General features: G+C 66.8%; 15 protein-coding genes, 1 tRNA gene and 2 pseudogenes. 3 read left to right on the top strand and 15 right to left on the bottom strand.

What is annotated here, in order from left to right; translation table 11 throughout:
• Positions 1 to 156: 156 nt before the first annotated feature.
• A tRNA-Arg gene (locus tag ACFQVD_RS43060) sits at positions 157 to 230 on the top strand.
• A gap of 752 nt (positions 231 to 982) precedes the next feature.
• Here the strand turns inward: ACFQVD_RS43060 and ACFQVD_RS43055 are convergent.
• Both ACFQVD_RS43055 and ACFQVD_RS43050 read right to left on the bottom strand, forming a co-directional pair.
• Positions 983 to 1111: a hypothetical protein gene (locus ACFQVD_RS43055; RefSeq protein WP_343966826.1), complete on the bottom strand. Its 129-nt coding sequence runs from the start codon at positions 1109 to 1111 to the stop codon at positions 983 to 985.
• A 307-nt stretch (positions 1112 to 1418) separates the two neighbouring features.
• Positions 1419 to 1673 carry a hypothetical protein gene (locus ACFQVD_RS43050; RefSeq protein ID WP_343966828.1) on the bottom strand — a complete coding sequence of 85 codons (255 nt, stop codon included), beginning with the start codon at positions 1671 to 1673 and terminating at the stop codon, positions 1419 to 1421.
• A 40-nt stretch (positions 1674 to 1713) separates the two neighbouring features.
• Between ACFQVD_RS43050 and ACFQVD_RS43045 the strand changes: the two genes are divergently transcribed.
• Positions 1714 to 1887, top strand: coding sequence for a hypothetical protein (locus tag ACFQVD_RS43045; protein WP_343966830.1), 174 nt, complete (start codon positions 1714 to 1716; stop codon positions 1885 to 1887).
• A 460-nt stretch (positions 1888 to 2347) separates the two neighbouring features.
• On the opposite strand, the gene ACFQVD_RS43040 is transcribed toward ACFQVD_RS43045, so the two are convergent.
• From ACFQVD_RS43040 to ACFQVD_RS43005, 8 genes and pseudogenes are all read right to left on the bottom strand, one after another.
• Complete coding sequence (locus tag ACFQVD_RS43040; protein WP_343966832.1) at positions 2348 to 3229, bottom strand: haloalkane dehalogenase; 882 nt, start codon at positions 3227 to 3229, stop codon at positions 2348 to 2350.
• Positions 3230 to 3523: 294 nt separating this feature from the next.
• Positions 3524 to 3649: pseudogene (locus ACFQVD_RS43035) on the bottom strand (oxidoreductase); the annotation flags it as partial.
• Between the two features lie 362 nt (positions 3650 to 4011).
• On the bottom strand, positions 4012 to 4545 hold the full coding sequence (locus tag ACFQVD_RS43030) for a hypothetical protein (RefSeq protein ID WP_343966834.1): 534 nt from the start codon (positions 4543 to 4545) through the stop codon (positions 4012 to 4014).
• A gap of 335 nt (positions 4546 to 4880) precedes the next feature.
• Positions 4881 to 5051 (bottom strand): annotated as a pseudogene (locus tag ACFQVD_RS43025) (tyrosine-type recombinase/integrase); the annotation flags it as partial.
• A gap of 97 nt (positions 5052 to 5148) precedes the next feature.
• Positions 5149 to 6075 carry an ADP-ribosylglycohydrolase family protein gene (locus ACFQVD_RS43020; RefSeq protein WP_386273921.1) on the bottom strand — a complete coding sequence of 309 codons (927 nt, stop codon included), beginning with the start codon at positions 6073 to 6075 and terminating at the stop codon, positions 5149 to 5151.
• Positions 6076 to 6197: 122 nt separating this feature from the next.
• Positions 6198 to 6560 carry a hypothetical protein gene (locus ACFQVD_RS43015; RefSeq protein WP_343966840.1) on the bottom strand — a complete coding sequence of 121 codons (363 nt, stop codon included), beginning with the start codon at positions 6558 to 6560 and terminating at the stop codon, positions 6198 to 6200.
• A 372-nt stretch (positions 6561 to 6932) separates the two neighbouring features.
• Positions 6933 to 8249 (bottom strand): MFS transporter, encoded by a 1317-nt coding sequence (locus tag ACFQVD_RS43010; protein WP_343966842.1) that lies wholly within the window; start codon positions 8247 to 8249, stop codon positions 6933 to 6935.
• 74 nt (positions 8250 to 8323) lie between these two features.
• Complete coding sequence (locus ACFQVD_RS43005) at positions 8324 to 8989, bottom strand: ArsR/SmtB family transcription factor (RefSeq protein ID WP_343966845.1); 666 nt, start codon at positions 8987 to 8989, stop codon at positions 8324 to 8326.
• A gap of 429 nt (positions 8990 to 9418) precedes the next feature.
• On the opposite strand from ACFQVD_RS43005, the gene ACFQVD_RS43000 reads away from it, so the two are divergent.
• Complete coding sequence (locus ACFQVD_RS43000) at positions 9419 to 9613, top strand: hypothetical protein (RefSeq protein ID WP_343966847.1); 195 nt, start codon at positions 9419 to 9421, stop codon at positions 9611 to 9613.
• A 515-nt stretch (positions 9614 to 10128) separates the two neighbouring features.
• Here the strand turns inward: ACFQVD_RS43000 and ACFQVD_RS42995 are convergent.
• The 5 genes from ACFQVD_RS42995 to ACFQVD_RS42975 all read right to left on the bottom strand — a co-directional run bounded on the left by ACFQVD_RS42995 (position 10129) and on the right by ACFQVD_RS42975 (position 17862).
• On the bottom strand, positions 10129 to 11928 hold the full coding sequence (locus ACFQVD_RS42995) for an RICIN domain-containing protein (protein ID WP_343966849.1): 1800 nt from the start codon (positions 11926 to 11928) through the stop codon (positions 10129 to 10131).
• Between the two features lie 182 nt (positions 11929 to 12110).
• Entirely contained in the window at positions 12111 to 13568 is a 1458-nt protein-coding gene (locus tag ACFQVD_RS42990; protein WP_343966851.1) for a family 43 glycosylhydrolase, read from the bottom strand.
• 664 nt (positions 13569 to 14232) lie between these two features.
• A complete protein-coding gene (locus ACFQVD_RS42985; protein WP_343966853.1) occupies positions 14233 to 14898 on the bottom strand; it encodes a YoaK family protein in 666 nt (221 codons plus the stop codon).
• A gap of 340 nt (positions 14899 to 15238) precedes the next feature.
• Entirely contained in the window at positions 15239 to 15811 is a 573-nt protein-coding gene (locus ACFQVD_RS42980) for a histidine phosphatase family protein (protein WP_343966855.1), read from the bottom strand.
• A gap of 446 nt (positions 15812 to 16257) precedes the next feature.
• Complete coding sequence (locus ACFQVD_RS42975; RefSeq protein ID WP_386273915.1) at positions 16258 to 17862, bottom strand: serine/threonine protein kinase; 1605 nt, start codon at positions 17860 to 17862, stop codon at positions 16258 to 16260.
• Positions 17863 to 18159: the final 297 nt, after the last annotated feature.

Below are 18159 nucleotides of genomic sequence, written 5' to 3'. Positions count from 1 at the left end.
GCCCCGAACAGCCGGAATCCGGCCACCGTCCACCCGGGTCGGGGCGCCCGGACGGCGGTTCCCCCCGAAGGCGCGGGGCGCCGCGGAGTGATCCTCGCGACACAGCCCCAAAACCGATACATGAGCACTCCCCGGATCATGCACAATTGAGCGGGAGCACCCTTAGCTCAGCTGGATAGAGCACCGGACTTCTAATCCGACGGTCGCAGGTTCGAATCCTGCAGGGTGCGCTGCCGAGACCAGGTCATCTAGCCGTTGACCTGGTCTTTTGCTTGCCGGAGGTACGCGCCCCTCAGGCAGCCGGAAGCAGCCGTATGCCGCTGATAGTGGATCATACGCGGAATGCCCGAGGCCCCGTTTTCCCAGGTGGGACCGGTGGCTCCGGAGACTCGCGGAAGGATTCCGAGCCCTCCGGGGCACGTCGCGGGGTGGTTCGTGATGTCGAGGTGTGGCACGATGCGCTTCATGACGACCCGAAAGGCCGATGCCGCGTAGACGGCCGCGCATCCTCCGCGCGCAAGTGTGGGCGAATCGCCGACGCCATCACCCAGCTCCCCAGATTCCCGGCGTCTCCAGCCGGACCCGTGCGGCCATCGCACGAATCGAATTCCACCCCCTATGGCCCGGATCCGTCGCTGAGGCCTTCGCCGAATACGAGCGGTTCCTCCGGCAGCCCGGCCGCCACCTCTACCTGCCCGAAGCGAACTGTCCTTGCTGCGACCCGGCAGAGGCCCGGAACACGCTGGAATACACCTTGCGACGCCTTCGATCTTCAGCCAAGGCAGAGCTTTCACAACTCGTGACGCGGCTGGACGAGGAGTTCTACCGCCGGACCATCCCAGACCCTTGGGCGCGTTACTACCCATGGCGCTTCGGCGGATGGTGGCATCACCGCATTCACGAATAATGATCACCTTCCGACATAGCGAAGGGCCCCGGTGTGAGCCGGGACCCTTCGTCGTCATGGTGTTCTTACGATGCCTCACACAGTGAGCGCAGCCAGGATGCGCTGGTTGGCCACCTCGCGCTGGCCGTCGATGCACTTGGCGTAGACCTTGAGCAACACGTCCACCCCGTGCTCCGCTCTCTCCGCCGCCTCCGGTGCGTGCACCCCGGTATTCAGCCAGAGGGAGACCGCCCCGCCGCCTACAGGTTCATCCGGCCAGTGGCCCAACGTTTCGCGGCTCTTCCGGCACCTGCGACCTGGCGTCGGCCGCTCGCTCCCTACGTGCTCGACCTCATCGAGGCCCACAGCACAGTGACCACAGAGATCCCCGTTGCGGAGAAAAACAGGATCACAGGGAGAAACCCGAGGACATCCACGCCCCAGCCGAACGACCCGATAACCGACCTGAGAGTCCCGGAAATCGCGAACAGCCCCATCAGGGCAACAAAAAGCCGGAGTGCCGAGGAGATCATCAGACGTTTACGCGCTCCATCGGCTGCTTCCCCGGCAAGGGCTTGGGATAGTCCTGCCTGCGTGCTTTGACCAGCCCCCGCACACCGACTCCCAGGTAGGGCGCCACGGCAAGAACACCGATGACGATGAACACCCAGTCAAGTAGTTCGCGTACGGTGCCACCCGCCCAGAAGGTCAACGTGAGGACCTTGACCACCAATGCCGGCACCATCAGGACGAGTGCCAACTTAGACCACACCGGCATCTTGGACACGCAGTGATTATGGAGCCGGCAAGCCCTCAGGAGAAGTCCAATGGCCCCACCTCTCCAGCTCGGTTCCGCCTATGTCCGGTGGCGAGTCGCCTCGCCGGACACCTTAGATCAGATCGCTCGCAACGCCCTGGCCCTTCAGCTTGGCGACCGGCCACTGGCCGAGGATATTTACGCCGATATCAAAGAGCAGATCATTCGCTCTGGCGAGCGCTGACATGACCTGGACGTCTCCGTGTCTCTATCTCCCCGGGAAAGCGGCTTGCCGTCTGGTCCCGATGCGATGTTCGCGGTCACCGTCCGCCGGGAGTACCGCGTCACGAGTCCAAGCCCGGCCATGCGCTTCGCCTGCGTCTCCAGCCGTGAGAACTACCGCGAGCTGCTCGAAGATCCCTCGTCTACCTTCGTCTGGTTCTTCCCGCCGGCGGCAGGTCTGACCGGCGAGCTGGTGCAGTTCACGGTAGATGGCCGGGACAGGAACATCCGCCGCAGCGGACGGGCCAAGGGCCAGGTCTTCACCGTGACCACTGGAACCAGCAAGGAAACGGAGCCGCGGGAGGTCACGATCTCCTACACCTTCCGCACCCGCGCAAACCGCGGACGCCGTGATCATCGAGCAGTCCTGGCGGGAGCCCGAGCGCTTCTCCGCCGTCTTCGACCGCTACTACACGGACTTTTCAGGAGAGATCTCGCAGCCAGGAGGCGATGGCCGCCCCGATTTGATCGGGAGCGTCTTCTTGAACCATGTGGCCACCCGTGATCGTGATGTGTGCCTGATTCGGCCACGACCGGGCGATGGCCCGGTGTGTTTCAAACATTGTTCCTGGAACCGCCTCGATGAACAGCTTGGGAACCGAAGACTTAGCGAGCCATTCCGCATAACGCGTGACGACATCGTGAACATCGCGTGGTTCGCCCGCAACGGGAACCTCGCGTGGCCAAGTCAGCGTCGGTCGGCGTGACTCGCCCGGTTCCGTGTAGGGACGACGGTAGACGGCCATCTCCGCCTCCGACAGCCCTCGCAGCACCTCTGCAGGCAAGACGTCGTCAACGAAGAAGTTTTGGTCGAGGACCATCTCTTCACCTGCAGTGGAGCGGATCGCCTGGAAGAGCGCAACCGCAGGCTCCGGCCAGTCGCTCCACGAGGGAATCGGAGCCACGAACGCCTCCATGTAGGCGATACCCCGGAGTGCGGAAGGCTGACGGTACGCCCAATCGAAACCCAGGGCCGAACCCCAGTCCTGCAGCACCATGACCACCCGCTCACGTACGTCGAGGGCCTGAAGGAACGCATCGAGATAGCGGCGATGCTCGACGAAGCGGTATGAGCCCGGCCCGCTGGCCGGAAGTTTCGCGGACTCGCCCATCCCGATCAGGTCCGGGGCGATGCAGCGCCCTTTGTCCGCCAGATACGGGATTACATTCCGCCACACGTACGACGAAGTCGGGTTGCCGTGAAGAAAGACGATCGGATCACCTTCTCCCTCCTCGACGTATGCCATTTCAAGCCCATCGACCTCAATACGACGCTTCCGATATCGTTCCTCAGTCGAGATCATGACTCTCCTCATTTCGCGGGTTCTTGCTTCGGTCGGAAATTCTGCAGCACGACCCGGGTCTTGCCACAAGCCCCCCGGTGCGCCATAGTGTGCGACCGCTGTCAGCCTTGACCTCACGAGAACCCGGCGACCTTCGAGGCACTGTTCCAGGCCGCGGCCGGCGACGTGCACCGGTGTCCAACGCCCGCGGCACGGAGCCGGCTTGGGCCCGGCCGGAGTGAACACCTGCCCGACGGCGGGGACGGCCGAGGGACCCACCGGCCGCGTTCCCGTGGTGTCGGGGTGGGAGGCGCGGCCCGCGTGCATGATCTGAGCGAAGATACGCCCGCCGTTGGTGTGGACCGCATCGGTGACCGGCAGCCAGGCCGTGACCTGGGCGTCGGTGTGCAGTACCGGGGTGCCCGGGTTGGACTGCCCGATGAGGCTGGACTGGATTCCTTCCGTGTGGTCGATGACGAGGGCGTTCAGGGCGGCCGCCTTGTCGACTTCGATGGGCAGGGCATGACGGCAGGTGATGTCGAAGGAGCCGCGGCCGAGAAGATCGGCGATACACCGCCTCGGCGGACGTGACCGACCTCAGCCGCAGTACCGGTGAGGACAGAGCAGTGTCCGTGCCCGTTGCGTGCCCGTCAGAGAAGTGATCAAGGAGGACTCACGGAGAATCACGGTCACTCGCCCTGCTCCTCCGCACGTCAGCGTCTTCCCAGCTCAACAGCCAGGCACGATAGAGACTTCCCAAGCTGATGACGCCGCCCGATCTCTTCCGTGCCGGCCTTACCGCATCACCCGGCGCTCAGCCAGTATCGGAAATATGAGCTGGTGGACTTGAGTACGACGGGATCACTGTGCAACGCCGGCCAAATTTGAAGAAAGTAGTGATCGATCACCACATCGGAAAAATTCTTTTCACGGGCGGCGTCCATTCCACGCGCGTGATACCGGAAGCGATACGTCCCGGGGCCGGCGGATAACGAAGGGATGCCGTGAACGCCTGCACCCCCCGATTCATACAGCGAGATGTAACCTGACGGCGACTCGAAGCTGATCTCTACTATGTCTTCATAGCCCTCAAGGTCGGCACCCGGATCCTGATCGGCTACAGCTACGGTGAAACTCACCGTGCCCGTGTGAAGACCGGTGATCAGGAAGGCGATGCCCTTTTCCACTCGGATGATCCCAACGGGGTGAGCTGGAGAGTCGTCCAACATGCCGTCTGGATAGCAGTCGTCATCCTCATCGAGGAGGTAAGCATGTCTGTAGTGCACTTCGACGTCCATCTGTGCGGTTTCCACCGTAGGAGTTTCGTCTCTTTCCATGGCCGAGGAGCATAGGGGGCTCCACCGACAAGATCACTGCGCTGCCGCGCACCTGCCTCCTGATCACCACGCCAATCCGGGGTTGCACTTCGGGTTGCAATACAGGGGCGTTCAGAGCCGTTCAGGATGGACCGCACACGTCCGCCGGCCTGCATTGAACTGTCCGGAACAGCGCGAAGCCGATCTTTTAATCCGTAGGTTCTTGGTTCGAATCCCAGGCTCCCTGCCTGCGAAAACAGCAGTTATCGATCCTGCTTTAAAGGGCGATGACAGCAGCCTTTGACAGCCATGAGGGCCGAACCTCGCCAAGAGTCCGGCCATCAGCATGTCTTTGATCACCCAAAAAGCTTCTTGGCGACCACGTCGACGGCCGCCCGTTCGATGTCCGGGAGCGCGTGCGTGTACGTGTTCACGGTCAGTCCGATTTGACTGTGCCCCAGTGTCTTCATCACGGCTCCAAGCGAGGCGCCGAAGGCGAGGAGAAACGAGGCGCAGGCATGGCGTAGATCGTGAAGCCTTAGTCAGTGGAACCCCACCAACAAGCGTGATCTGATCCTTCCCAATGCCTTCCTACGTGATCAGGATCGATCATCACCCCCAGCGTTACGGTTGGGAACCGCCTGAGGCGCCCGGTTCACGGCTGAGTGGTGGGACATCCGCCCAGTCCGGTAGCGGCTCGCATCGCCTTCTCCACTCCGAAGGCGGACGGGCGCTCCCTGAAGCCGCGATGATGCCGCCGACGATGGCGCAGGTGGTGTCGATGTCACCACCTGCCGCCGCGGTGGTCCACATGGCCGCTTCGAAGTCCTGGCGTTCGCGGGCGGCGACCCAGAGGGTGAAGGGCACTGTGTCGTGCGCGCTGACCTGCCGCCCGTTGCCCAGCATCGTGGCGGCGAGGTCGGGATCATCGATGGTGAGGAGTCGCCGGGCCTCGACGATGCCGTCGTGGACCATGCTCGCGGGCACGTGTTCCCTGATCCTGTCCAGAAAACCCCCTGCTGAGAGATGAGGCTCCGTGACGGTCGTCGCCGCGGCCACGGCCACGGCTATCGCGCCGGCCACTGCTTCAGGGTGGGTGTGGGTGACCTGCGCCGACAGGGCGGCCTGGTGGACGACGCGCGCGAGATCATCGGCGAACCAGGCGCCGAGCGGCGCCACCCGCATCGCGGCGCCGTTGCCCCACGACCCCTTGCCGTCGAACAGTTCGGCCGAGAGCATCCGCCAGTCACCACCTTCGCGGACGAGACGGAGCATCCGGTTGGTTGCCGGGCCGTACCCGCGGTCGAAGTCGTGACGGGTGGCGAAGCCGACGGTGAGCCGATCCTGGTCGATGGTGCCGTGGTCGGCCAGGACTCGGTAGACGGAGCACGCCATCTCTGTGTCATCGGTCCACTGCCATGGAGCGGGCGGAAGCAAGCGGTCGGAGAAGGCTTGTCGATTGGCCGGAACGAAGAACTGGGAGCCGAAGGCGTCGCCCAAAGCCAGGCCGTGAAGAGACGCGGTAGCACGCACAAGAAGGCTGGAGGACATCTCCTTCATTGTGGGGTACGCCGCATCTTCACCGTCATGACGGGAGAAGCGGCCCTTGGGCACGGACGTGTTCTCCATACCGGCCGAGCGGGTGGTGAACGTCCTACGGGACCGCTTCGAAATCACAGTTGTACCGTCCCGGAGCTGTCGATCAACCTGACGCAGAAGAGCGTGAGCGCTATACCTGTTTCGACAAGGTCCTGGTCGCCGGCCCGGGTTACTACGGCATCACCTCCCATGCCGGAGGCCGGGCAGTAGAGCATGGAGATGGTGGCATGGGGAGCGGTGGTGGTGCCGAGTTCACCGAGGACCGTGTCAACCAGTGGCTGGGTGTGTATCAGGCCAACCTGCTCTACGCACAGGAGCGCGGTCGAGGCGAGGACCGACGGATTGACGGCGGGACCGCTGCGAACGCAGATCGAACAATGGATGGATCTCGGGACGCGTCTGCCTTGACCTGCAACGATCGAGGCGGTCGCCGCCATGGAAAGAAGTGCCGCCGTAGGCCGGCGACCATGGGGCGCAAGAAACGGTCACGGGCTGTAAACCCGTCGGCGATTTGTATCGCCCTTACGATCCCTGATGCCGGGTGGTCTCCGTACGCGGTTTAGGGCGGTCGACGATGCGCGCTTCATCCCTCGATACGGCTCACTACCAGACAGACGCGACCTGCCCGGTTTGTATACCTACGCCCAGCGCAAGGTAGACCGAACAGTTCATGCTCCACCATGGCCCGACGAACGGGTATGCGGAGAGTGGTATCCCGTCGCCTCCCGCTGGGAGGGTCGCGGTGATGGCCGCCGAAGGACTTCCCATCCAGGTCCGCTGCCGCGTTCAAGCGTCTCGGAGTCGGGCTTTCATGCCTGGAGAGACCGGCCGCCCTCGGCCCGGCACTCAACGCCGTGGTGCTGTTCACCAGTCGCCACATCCACACCGCCTTGTGAGGCGTCTTCCTTGGAGCGTGGCTTCAGGCTGCCCCGCCCACCCGTACGGTCCATCTCGCGCCACTCCGGCCGCAGTCCCGTCAGATTCGTGGTGAGAAAGTACACGGTCCCGCAGACGAGCAGTACCGGCGCGAGTCCGACAGCGGCCACCGCCGCCCCAGCGAGCAGGCCGCCGAGAGGGATCCCGGCCCAGCCCAGCGAGTCACCGAGCGCGTTGACCCGGCCAAGCATGCGGCGCGGCACCCGTTCGAAGAGGACTGCCCCCAGCACTGGGTTGATGAAGCCGGCCCCGAACCCACTGACGGCAAAGACGGTCAATACTACCCACAGCGGGGCATCGAAGGCGAGGATCAGGAATCTCGGTGCCCCGGCCAACAGGAATCCGGCGAGAAGCACCACCCTGCGATTCAGCCTGTGCGCGGCCGCCGCAGCGATCAGGCTCCCGGCGACCGCCGCGGCTCCCATCACACTGCCCATCAGGCCGATCGCGGTCGGCCCGTTGCCGGACTCTCTGGCCCAGACGGGGATGAGCACCGCGTTGATCGCCGCGTCCAGCAGGTTGGTGATCCCCACCATGACGATGATGGTGAGCAGCAACGGCTCGCCGCGCAGGAAGGTGAAGCCCTCGCCGAATCGTCGCCAGTAGCCCGGTCCCGTTTCGTCTTCCTGCGACAAGGCTTCCTCGGTTGCGTGCCCCATACCGCGAGGCAACGCCAGTCCGATGATCACTGATCCGAGAGCGAAGCAGCCCGCGTTGACGACAAGCCCTGTCAAAGGGCCGAGCAGCGCCACCAGTGAGCCGCCGACTGCTGGACCGACGGTGGAAGCAAGCCGTTCGATCACGCCGGACAGACCGGTGGCCCGCTCCAGCGGTACTCCACCGCGCTCAGCCGCTTCCGGCACCATGACTTCCTTGGCCAGGTCGCCTGGGCCACGGGCCGCGCCAATCACCGCGACCAAGACCAGCAGGAGCGGAAAGGACAGCAGGTGCAGGGCGTGGAGCAGAGGAACCATGGCAGCGGCGGCCGCGCTGACCAGATCCGTGGTCCAGGAAACAGGCCGTGGGCCGATCCGGTCCACCAGTGGCCCGGTGAACGCCTTGACCACCACATATGGAGCCATCTGAAAGAAGGCGACCAGCCCGGTCTGGGTGGCGCTGCCGGTCGTCACGAGCACGAACCAGGGCAATGCCACGGCCGAGATCCGAGTACCGGTCAGCGACACGGCCATGGCCGCCAGCACCCCACCCAGCGGCCGTAAGGACCGCTGGCCGGATATCCGGCCAGCGCCCGAAACCCCCTCCCTCATAACCTCTCCGTTCCTGCCGCATTCTCGGGACCGGCCTGAACTGCCGCCGCTGCGGGCGCGTCCAGCTCAGGCAGGAGGTAGGTGATAAGGGCGACCCGTTCGGCTCCCTCCGGGGCCCTCGCCGCCATCTCCGGCGTATCCCGCCGGTAGCGGGCGATGACGTCCCGCAAATCCCGGTACAGAGCGGCGGTCTCCTCGGGCGTGAGCCGAAGGGCCCAGTCGCTCATGTCGAAAGAATCCCGCCACGCGCGAGGCATCGTCTGCAGCTCGTTCAGCGTCTGCTGAGTGCGCAGGGTGTAGATGGCGGCGACAGACCGCAGGTAGGCCAGTGCGGCCTCGGGCTCTCGCTCGGCCAGGTCCGGGTCATTGAACCAGGTCGTCCGGTATACCGAGCGCCACCAGCGCTCTCGCGCGTTACCGCGTTCCGTGTCCTCCTCGACAAAACCGGCCGCGCCGAGCTGACGCAGGTGGTAGCTGGCCGTGCCGGAATTCACGCCCAGCCGTTCCGCGAGGCGGGTAGCCGTGGACGGGCCGTACTTCCGCAGCAGCCCGACCAACTGCACGCGCACCGGGTGCGCCAAGGCGCGCAGCCCCTTGGCGTCCAGAACAACCGCGTCCGCTTCGGTCTGCGGACCATCCAGCTTCACTCTCGGGTCAGTCATACCGTCACCCTAAACTGCGAAGACTTCTTCGCAAAGATTCCTTCGCGAACAAGTCTTCGCGGTTTGCGGTCCCGGCCGAGCACCGGAACCGGCCGTACGCAAAAAAGTTGGACCTCCAGGTCTTCTGACCGGTGGGACGAGATGGGCGGCTAACGGTGCCGGCGGCCGGACCACCCGCACCCTCCGGTGTCGGACCGGTTCCTCCCCGGAAAGGTGGCGCGAACGGGGACGCGTGTTCGATACATAGCGGAAGCCCCTTCCCGTCGCGACTCAGGCCGGACAGCTGCGGGAGTGTCCCGAACTTCAACCGTTGTCCGGATGCCGCGCAAAGTTGAACCGGCTCTCTCCAGGTAGTCATATGAGTGCGCACAGCAATGGAGAGGCGGCCCGCAGCAGGTGGGCCGCCCTCGCCCAAAGGAGAAGACCGCGATGAACCGCAGCACGATCGCCGCTGGGCTGATCACTCTCGGCGCCGTCCTGGCCGCGCCCGTACTAGCCGCCGGTCCGGCTCACGCGACGGCCTCCCCCTCCGACCCGTGGGACGGACTCGGGATCGGAATCGGAGACGGGGTCGGGAACGGGATGCCCCTCGACTACGGCAACATCGGCATCGGCATCCTCTAGGGGTAACCGCAAGGACCCGGTCACACCCGGCTGCTCACCGTCGGAGGAAAAGCGCGGCGGAGGGGTCACGTCTACCGGTGGCGGGTGATGGGGGCGCCCCCGGCCCGCCACTGGCCTTCGCCCATGGTGGCCGCACGCCGCCGAGCGGGATCCGGGCCCCTCCAACACCCCTGAACCGCGCTTTCAGCACGCACGACGACGCGCGACCCGCAACTCGGTCAGATAGCCACCTTCTCCACCCGTACCGCCGGGTCGATCCAGTGAGTCGACGTGGTGACGTTGCACTCGGACAGGCCCTACCGTGACGCGCTCGAACGCGAGGGCATCGTTGCGCACAACGCCATACTGAGGTTCCCTCAGTAGTTCGGACACCGGCGGTGTGCCATCAGGCTCCCGGGTCCGCATGTCCGAAGGCGCAGAAGGCTGAGATCGTGCGCGGGCGAGGACCTGCTCGGGTCTGGAGACCTCGATCGGAGACAGCCGGTCCCGGTGGTGCCCGTCGCCCGCCGGACCGGTCAGGTCGCCCGGAGGTGGAACCGCTGGCAGATGTTGTTCAGCCACGACCACTGCACGATGTCGGTGCCGTCGGCGAGCCCGCAGTTGGCGAGGTCGAGTGCCTTGCCGCTGTGCCGTGCCAGGAACCTGACCGAGCCGTCGGCGAGCACCTCAAGGCGCCACTGGGCGTTGGTGCCGGAGCAGGCCCCCTGCGCCACATCGGCGCCGTCGGCGGTGGAGGCCGCGTTCACGATCAGGCAGCTGCCGCTGCTGTGGGCGGGTTGGATCCGCTGGTAGCCGTTGTCGGTGTGGGTGAAGGTCCACTTCTGGCAGGCGGTACCCAGCCAGGGCCACTGCCGGACGTTCGCGCCGTTGCCGGTCGAGCAGTCGGTGACGTCGAGCACCTTGCCGCTCTGCGCGCTGGCGACGGCGGCCGTGCCGACCGGCTGCAGCCGCCACTGCTGGCAGGTGTTGCCCAGCCAGGCCCACTGCCGGACGTTCGCGCCGTCGGCGGTGCCGCAGTCGGCGACGTCGAGCACCTTGCCGCTGCTACGGCTCTGCAGCCGTAGCCAGCCGTCGGTCGTGGTGATCGGCTGCCACTGCTGGCAGGTGTTGTCCAACCAGGCCCACTGCCGGACGTTGACGCCGTCGGCGGTGCCACAGTCGGCGAGATCGAGCACCTTGTTGCTCTGCTTGTTGACCAGGCGGTGGTAGCCGTCGGCGGTGGAGTCCAGCACCCACTGGGCGGCGGAGCCGGCGCAGGAGTGCTGGGCGACGTTGGCGCCGTCGGCGCCGGAGCCACCGGTGGTGGCCAGGCACAGGCCGCTGTTGCGGTTGACGAGTGTGTACGCGGCCCCCTTCACCGCCGCGGTGAGCGGGCCGCGCTCACCGGAGGGCACCGGCAGGTCGACGGTGGTAGCGGCGGGCGTGCCGAAGTCGGGGGTGCCGTCCGCGTTCCAGGCGAACTTCTGCGCCCTGGTGGAGCGGGTGTTCCCGCACCCCTGGGCGGTAGAGGCGTTGCCGTGGTAGACGATCCAGTCCTCGGAGCCGTCCGGGGACTTGAAGAAGCCGTTGTGTCCGGGGCCGTACACGCCGTTGCCCTGCTGGAAGACCGGGTTGGCGGACTTGGTCCATGACGAGGCGCTGAGCGGGTCACTGCCGGTCAGCGTCAGCATGCCGAGCTTGTAGTCCGGGGTGTTGCAGGAGCTGGCCGAGTAAACGATGAAGGTCTTCCCGCCCCGCTGCAGCACCTCCGGGCCCTCGTTGACCCGACCGCCCACGGTCTCCCAGCCGTAGGTGGGCCGGGAGATGAGCACCTTGGAGCCGGTGATGGTCCAGGGGTTGGTCATCCGCGCGATCCACATGCTCTGGTCCGCTCCCTGCCACTCCGACCAGAGCAGGTACAGCTGGCCGTTCAGCTGGAGATAGGAACCGTCGATGTTCCAGGTGCTCGGCATCGGCGAGCCTTTGAGGCTGTAAGGCCCCAGCGGGTCGTCGCCGGCGCTCTCCAGCACGCTGAGGTGCTGGCGGTCGAGGGTGCCGCTCTGCCCGGAGGTGTACATCATGTACCAGCGGGTTCCGCTGGGGCCGTTGAGCCGGTGGAACTCGAACGCCCAGAAGTTGCAGCAGGCGCCGGCGGAGGTGTCCGACCAGACGTACTGCGGAGCGGCGGTGCGCAGGCCCGCCAGGGTCGGTGACTTGCGCATCACCAGCTGGGAGTTCCAGGTGGTGCCGGCCAGGTAGTAGTTGCCCTGGTGGTACTGCAGCCACGGATCGGCGCCGTCGGCCAGCAGCGGGTTGCGGAAAGTGGTCTCCCCCACCGCCTGGGCGGGCGCCGTGAGGGCGGCTATGCAGCTGAGACTGAGAAGAAGCGCACAGATTGCGCCAATGATGCCCTTTTTTCGCGACATGGGGGCTCCTGGAAACGCTTCGGAATGGGTGTGGCGGGAGCAGCGGGCCGCCCGCATCGAGCATGGGCGGCCCGGGAAACCAGGCCGGCGGGTCACTCCAGGGTGAAGGTGGCGCCGGTACGGAAGGCCGCCGAGCCGTCGTCGCGCTCCACCCACATCTGGAGGTCACGATGGCGCAGGTAGTAGCCGGGGAAGTTGACGGACTCCAGCGACACCGCCGAACCGTCGGCCAGGCCGGCCCGGCGGGTGAAGGTGGCGTCGGCACGGAACGTCGCCGAGCCGTCGTCGCGCTCCACCCATGCCTGGAAGCCGCGATGGCGCAGGTGGTAGCCGGGGAAGTTGACGGACTCCAGCGACACCGTTCCCCCGCCGCCCAGGCCCGGCACGATCCGGAACTGTGAGTCGGCCAGCGGTGAGACGTTCGCGTCGAGGCGGGCCCGGAACTCCCAGTGCCGGACGAAACGATCGGGCTGGTCGTAGGACCTCAGCCGCACCGGTGTGATCCCGTCGGGTACCGGGATGCCGAAGTTGGGGGTGCCGTCCGCGGTCCAGTACACCTTCTGGAGCCTGGTACGCCGGTTGGGATCGTTGAGTGGGTCGCCGGAGATGTCCCGGTAGTTGCGGTCGTGATAGACGAGGATGTCGCTCTGCCCGTCCTCGGAGACGGTGAAGGAGTTGTGGCCCGGCCCGTACTGGCCGGTCGTGGCGTTGGTGGCGAACACCGGGTTCTGGCTCTTGGTCCAGGAGGAGGCGTTGAGCAGGTCGGCCGAGGCCGAGGCGGTCAGCATGCCGAGGCAGTAGTTGGCGTCGGTGGCGCTGGCGGAGTAGGTGAGGAAGATCCGGCCGTTGCGCTGGATCACCGTCGGCCCTTCGGCGACCTTGTACCCGCGTGTCTCCCAGGCCAGCGTCGGCACGGTCAGCCGCGTCGTCGACCCGGTGATGGTCCACGGGTTGGCACCCATCCGGGCGATGTACAGGTTCGAGTTGGTGGCGATGCCGGGTTCCTGCTGCGCCCAGGTCAGGTACCGGACGCCGCCCGCGACGAACGTCGAGGCGTCCAGCGCGAAGGTGTCCCAGGGGGTGGCGATCCGGCCGCGTTCGGTCCAGGTGCCGGTCAGCGGGTTGGCGGCGCCGCTCTCCAGCACGTACATCCGGATCCGCCAGACGTCGTCGGCACGGCCGGCGGCGAAGTAGACGTACCACTTGCCGTTGATGAAGTGGATCTCCGGTGCCCAGATGTGGGCTCCCATCTCGCCGCTCGCGTGCCTGCGCCAGATGACCGTCTCGGGCGCGGTGGACAGGCCCTGCAGGGTGGTGGCCCGGCGCAGCACGATGCGGTCGTACTCAGGAACGGTGGCGGTGAAGTAGTAGTAGCCGTCGGTGTGCCGGAAGATGTGGGGATCGGCTCGTTGCGTGGCCAGGGGGTTGGTGTACTGGACGGCCGGTGTGGCGTGGGCCGCGGGGGCCGTCAGCAGGGCGGCGATCAGGCTCAGCACGACCATGGCGGTCAGCGCCGCCGGCCGCGACGGGCGGCGCAGGAGCCTGTTCATCGGCTTCCCGCCTGCCCGATCGTCACGACGTCGACCGCCGCGCGGGGGGTGATGCGCAGCATGCTGGTAATCTCCTAACGCATGTTAACGCTAACAAAAAAGCAGGTGACGGGCCGCGAAAGTCATGAGGGGATTTCACGGAGGTTTCCGCCCAAAGCGTTAACGCAAACATTGCTGACGTCAAGAGCGGGCGTCGATTCCCCGCCGCACTTCGCAGGGTGGTGAGAATCCGGGCCGCCACCGGCCTCGGCTGCCAGGCCGTGATCAAGTGCGGCAGGCCGGATCTTCTGCCACGCTCTCCACGCTTTCGTCGGCGACGGTCGCCCACAAACATATGCGCTGCCGCACCGCCGCGACCGGCCGAGCCGCTCCGTACACCTGGGTGACCCGGCGCCGCCGTGGCCGACACCGCCCCTGCCGTTCCGACCGGATGTGGCGGTCGCCGGGAAACCCGGCAGACCCCAGCCGGGCACTCTGCGGAAAGACCCGCCGACCGCCCCGCACCTCCCGAGGCGATTCACTGGAACTCCTGAGACGACGGCCTCTACGGCGGTGGCGGCCTATGGTTGGCGCTGCCCACGTTCAAGAAAAGGCCGGCGTGTCATCGCGGCGGACGGATCGGTGGTCCAGGGCTACTTGATCGGCCGGTGAGACCGGTAGCGAGTCAGCGGGCACGTGTCGGCGAGGTGCGCCAAGCGTAGAGGGCGGTTATCACGGCCATCAGGAGGGTCAACGCCGCCAGCGTGGCGTTGAACCCCAAGTGTCGCAGTAGCAGGACACCCACACAGGCTCCGAGGACCAGCGAGACGATCTCCCCCGCGCGCCGGCGGGCCCGCGTGCGCTTTCCGGTGCCGAGCACCGAATCAGCCGCCAGGTTGGCCAACGTACCGGTCACCACGGTCGTGCTGATCTCGGGGATCTTGAGGCGGCGCACGACGGTGTTCCGTCCGCCCATGGCGAGTCCCAGGGCGACGATCAGCGGGTAGCGGCCGGCCTGGGTGGTGGGCAGGAGGAACGAGCCCACCGTGGTGACGGCGAACAGGCTGGTCTCCATGGTCATGGCGAGGACCATCCTGCGGCGGACGTTCGACACCCTGTCGGTGAGCCGACCGGCCAGCCCGGCCCCGAGGAAGAAACCCAGCACGGCGATGGCCGTCGCGACGAGCGGGAACTTGGACGGGTCGCCCGCGGCGAAGCCGAGGATGAGCAGGTTCCCCGTCATGTTCGCCATGAACACCTGACCGATGCCCACGTAGCTGATCGCGTCCACGAGTCCGCTGATGGCGGTCAGGCCGGCCAGCGACACGTCGGACGGCCGACCGTCCCTCACCTCCGGCATCGTGACCGAGGGAATCCGTGGGCGCCGGTGCCCCCTGTCACGGCGCTTCCCCGCGGCCGGGCGTGAACTCCCCTGGACGGCATAGTCGAACCTCTCGTTGCCCGGTACCCGCGTCGGCTGCCTCTGAGCGGACACTCTCCACCCGAGGCGGAAGGAGAAGGCCATACCGAAACCCGGGCTCGTCGAATTTTGGCCAGCATTTTCGGATGACCGCGAACAGCACTATCCGGCTGTCAGGCCACCGGTCGATCCCGGTACCGCGACCGCAATGCTGGACGTCGGGCCGTACGGCGGGGTCTCTCAGCACCGTGCCTGAGGTCGTGGCTCGCTGTCAGACCGGCGGCCGGTCAGGCTCTGTCGCGCGCAGCTGCCAGCGGCCGTGGTGGGCGGTGAGCCGAACCCGGGCCAGCGGCGGGACGTCGACGCGCCAGAACGAGGTAGGAGGCGCGGCGAGCACGTTCACCAGCGCGGCCCGGATGACCGCGGCGTGCGTCACCGCGACCGCGCGGCCGTGGAAGGAGTCCCGCCACAGGCCCGCCAGCCAGTCGCCGGTCCGCTCGATCAGATCCACGACCGACTCCCCGCCGTGCGGCCTGGCGGCAGGATCGGTGAGCCAGTCCTGGATCGCCTCGGGTTCGGCGACCTGGACCTCGGCGAGCCTACGACCACGCCAGCGCCCGTAGTCGCAGTCACGCAGCGCGGGCTCGATCGACGGGTCCAGTCCGAGCGCCGCCGCGGTCTCCCTGGCCGCGGCGGCGGGGCTGCACCAGGCCGTCGCCGCGGACTCCCACCCGTTCCCGGCCGCCTGCCCACCTCGTTCGGTGAGCGGTTCGTCGGCCGGGAAGGACGCCCGGGAGAGTGCGACGGTGGGACCATGACAGACCAAGATCAAACGGATCGTCACACGGCGGCTCCGAATGGTGAGCATTTGATTTCCTTACGGCCCACGGACGGAGCCGGACTCGCATCGTACGTTGTCATCAACCTGACTACGACGGCGAGTGGAATCGGTCGGATCTGAGCCGGCATGCCACTGTGAACGTACCGTTGCGGCCTTCTGGACCACGTCTGCGCATCGTCGTAGCCTCCCCACGATCGGGACGTGGCATTCCCGAAGGAGACGGTTCCATGGCACAGGCCGCCGTTACCGCCCCCAGCCCCTCCGCGAAGTCCCCTCTTGGGCGATCTTCGGTACGGTGCTGCCGCTCCTCCTCCCCTACTTCGTCGGAACCAAGGCGGTGATCGCCTCGGTGCAGGTGGGGCGTCGCCTGGCGGCGTGGCCGCCCGGACGTCCCACGACCGGCGCACGACGTGACCGAGCGGGACGTCCGACGACCGCTCGCGGCCCCGTCAGCGGGGGACATAACAGTAGTTCGAACTGTTCTTGAAACGGTGGACGGCTTTCGGCTTGTCGAACCGCCACCGGCAGCCGGCGTCACGTCGGGCCTGGGTCAGATACATGGTCTGGTCTCCCTTCCGCCTGACGCAGTAGGCGCCCGGCCTGGGGATCTTCCGGTATTCCACCCACTCCCAGCCGATCGCCCTGCAGTAGCCGGTGAAACGCCCGGGGCCGAGTTCGACGAGTCCTGCCGATGCCGGTTCGGGCGACGACCGTCCGGGCCGCAAGTCTCCGGGCGAGGGTTCGGGGCCGGTGGAGGCGGAGGGGTCGCGAGAGAACGGGGGCACCGCCGGCTCCGTCGCGGGGCGACTGCTCCCGACGGGAGCGGACACCGATGGTGCCGGCGCCTCAGGAGAGGCCACCCCCGTACCGGCGGAGGCAGAAACACGGCCGGTGACGTCCTCCGGCGTTCCCATCGCGCCGGCCGACACCCGCGAGGTCCCCGGCACGGTCGAGTCTCCGACGGGTAGCAGAGCAACGGAGGCCCCGGCGACGACCGTGAGGAGCGCGAGGACCGCGAGAACCGTCGTACGCCTCCTCCCGCGCGCGTCCGGGTCCGTGTCGGCGCCCATGACGCCGGAGGCGTCCGCTCCGCCCCTGGTCGGGAAACCCGACTCCGCGTCCCGGACCGACGAGTCATCTCCACCGTTCCCGCCCGGCGAGCCCGGCCTCCCTGCCCGGACCGGTGATCGCGGAGCGCCGTCTCCCCCGGGAGTGCCCAGGCGGGGGACAGCGCGGGTCTCCTGTGAGCCGTCAGAAGCGGGCCCCCTCCCACGCACCAGCCGATCGAGGATCTGCTGCGCCGTGGGCCTCCGGCCGGGGTCCTTGGCAAGGCATTCGGCGAGCAGGTCTCGCAGCGGCGTCTCGATCCCGTCGAGGTCGGGATCGAGGTTCAGAATCCTGTTGATGACCACGGGGATGGCGTCGTCACCGAACGGCGGCCGGCCGGTGGCCGCGAAGGCGACGGTGGAGGCCCAGGCGAACACGTCCAGGGCGAGACCGGGCCGACCGGCGCTCAGTTGCTCGGGGGCCATGTAGGCGGGTGTTCCCACGATCCTGCTGGTCACCGGGCCGGTCCCGGCGAGGTCGCGGGCGATGCCGAAGTCGATGACCCGGGGGCCGTCCGGGCCGATCAGCACGTTCTGCGGCTTGAAATCCCGGTGGACGATTCCGGCGTCATGCAGGGCGACCAGGGCGGTGGCCGTGCCGATGGCCAGGCGTTCCAGAGCGCTGCCCGAACGCGGCCCCTCCTCGGTCACCAACTCCTGGAGCGCGCGGCCCGGGACGTACTCGCTCACGATGTACGGGCGGTTCCCCGAGATGCCGAAATCCAGGACCTGTGCCGTGCAGAAACGAGCGACCCGTTTGGCGACTTCCAGTTCGCGCTCGAAGTCGTCACGGACGGCGCTGTCTCGACCGAGCCGGACATGGAACAGCTTTATGGCCACGAGAGCGCCGGAATCCGTCTCGCCCAGATAGACGACGCCCTGCCCACCTTCCCCGATCTTCCGAACAATGCGATAAACGCTGATTCGCGAAGGCTCCCCTGATTCCATAGATTGATCATCCTTCATGCGCCCTTCGCCGGATATGAACTGTTCGACATAAATATCGGCCACGACAGCACAGGTCGGCGCCCCCAGAGACCACACTCCGGAGATGGCGGCTAAACTCCCCGGCCGCGATCATCCGTATGACGGTGAGGGATTCCCCGAACAAAGAAGAAGTGTTCAACCTGACATCCCGTGGAGGACGGAATGGTCACACCGCGCCCTTCCGCCCGGTAGAGATTCGCGAAACCGCCGGCCCAGGCTCGGATATCGCAGTCCGCATTCGCCCAGCGCATGGACCGT

This window comes from Streptosporangium amethystogenes subsp. fukuiense (assembly GCF_042665875.1).
Classification (GTDB): Bacteria; Actinomycetota; Actinomycetes; order Streptosporangiales; family Streptosporangiaceae; genus Streptosporangium; species Streptosporangium fukuiense.
This window is presented reverse-complemented; position numbering and strand designations above follow the sequence as displayed.

What these genes read in the sequence shown, in the direction of transcription:
- ACFQVD_RS43045 (WP_343966830.1), top strand. Translation starts at nt 1,714, where the DNA reads ATGGCCCCACCTCTCCAGCTCGGTTCCGCCTATGTCCGGTGGCGAGTC.
- ACFQVD_RS43040 (WP_343966832.1), bottom strand. Translation starts at nt 3,229, where the DNA reads ATGATCTCGACTGAGGAACGATATCGGAAGCGTCGTATTGAGGTCGAT.
- ACFQVD_RS43030 (WP_343966834.1), bottom strand. Translation starts at nt 4,545, where the DNA reads ATGGAAAGAGACGAAACTCCTACGGTGGAAACCGCACAGATGGACGTC.
- ACFQVD_RS43020 (WP_386273921.1), bottom strand. Translation starts at nt 6,075, where the DNA reads ATGTCCTCCAGCCTTCTTGTGCGTGCTACCGCGTCTCTTCACGGCCTG.
- ACFQVD_RS43015 (WP_343966840.1), bottom strand. Translation starts at nt 6,560, where the DNA reads ATGGCGGCGACCGCCTCGATCGTTGCAGGTCAAGGCAGACGCGTCCCG.
- ACFQVD_RS43010 (WP_343966842.1), bottom strand. Translation starts at nt 8,249, where the DNA reads ATGGCCGTGTCGCTGACCGGTACTCGGATCTCGGCCGTGGCATTGCCC.
- ACFQVD_RS43005 (WP_343966845.1), bottom strand. Translation starts at nt 8,989, where the DNA reads ATGACTGACCCGAGAGTGAAGCTGGATGGTCCGCAGACCGAAGCGGAC.
- ACFQVD_RS43000 (WP_343966847.1), top strand. Translation starts at nt 9,419, where the DNA reads ATGAACCGCAGCACGATCGCCGCTGGGCTGATCACTCTCGGCGCCGTC.
- ACFQVD_RS42990 (WP_343966851.1), bottom strand. Translation starts at nt 13,568, where the DNA reads ATGAACAGGCTCCTGCGCCGCCCGTCGCGGCCGGCGGCGCTGACCGCC.
- ACFQVD_RS42975 (WP_386273915.1), bottom strand. Translation starts at nt 17,862, where the DNA reads ATGGAATCAGGGGAGCCTTCGCGAATCAGCGTTTATCGCATTGTTCGG.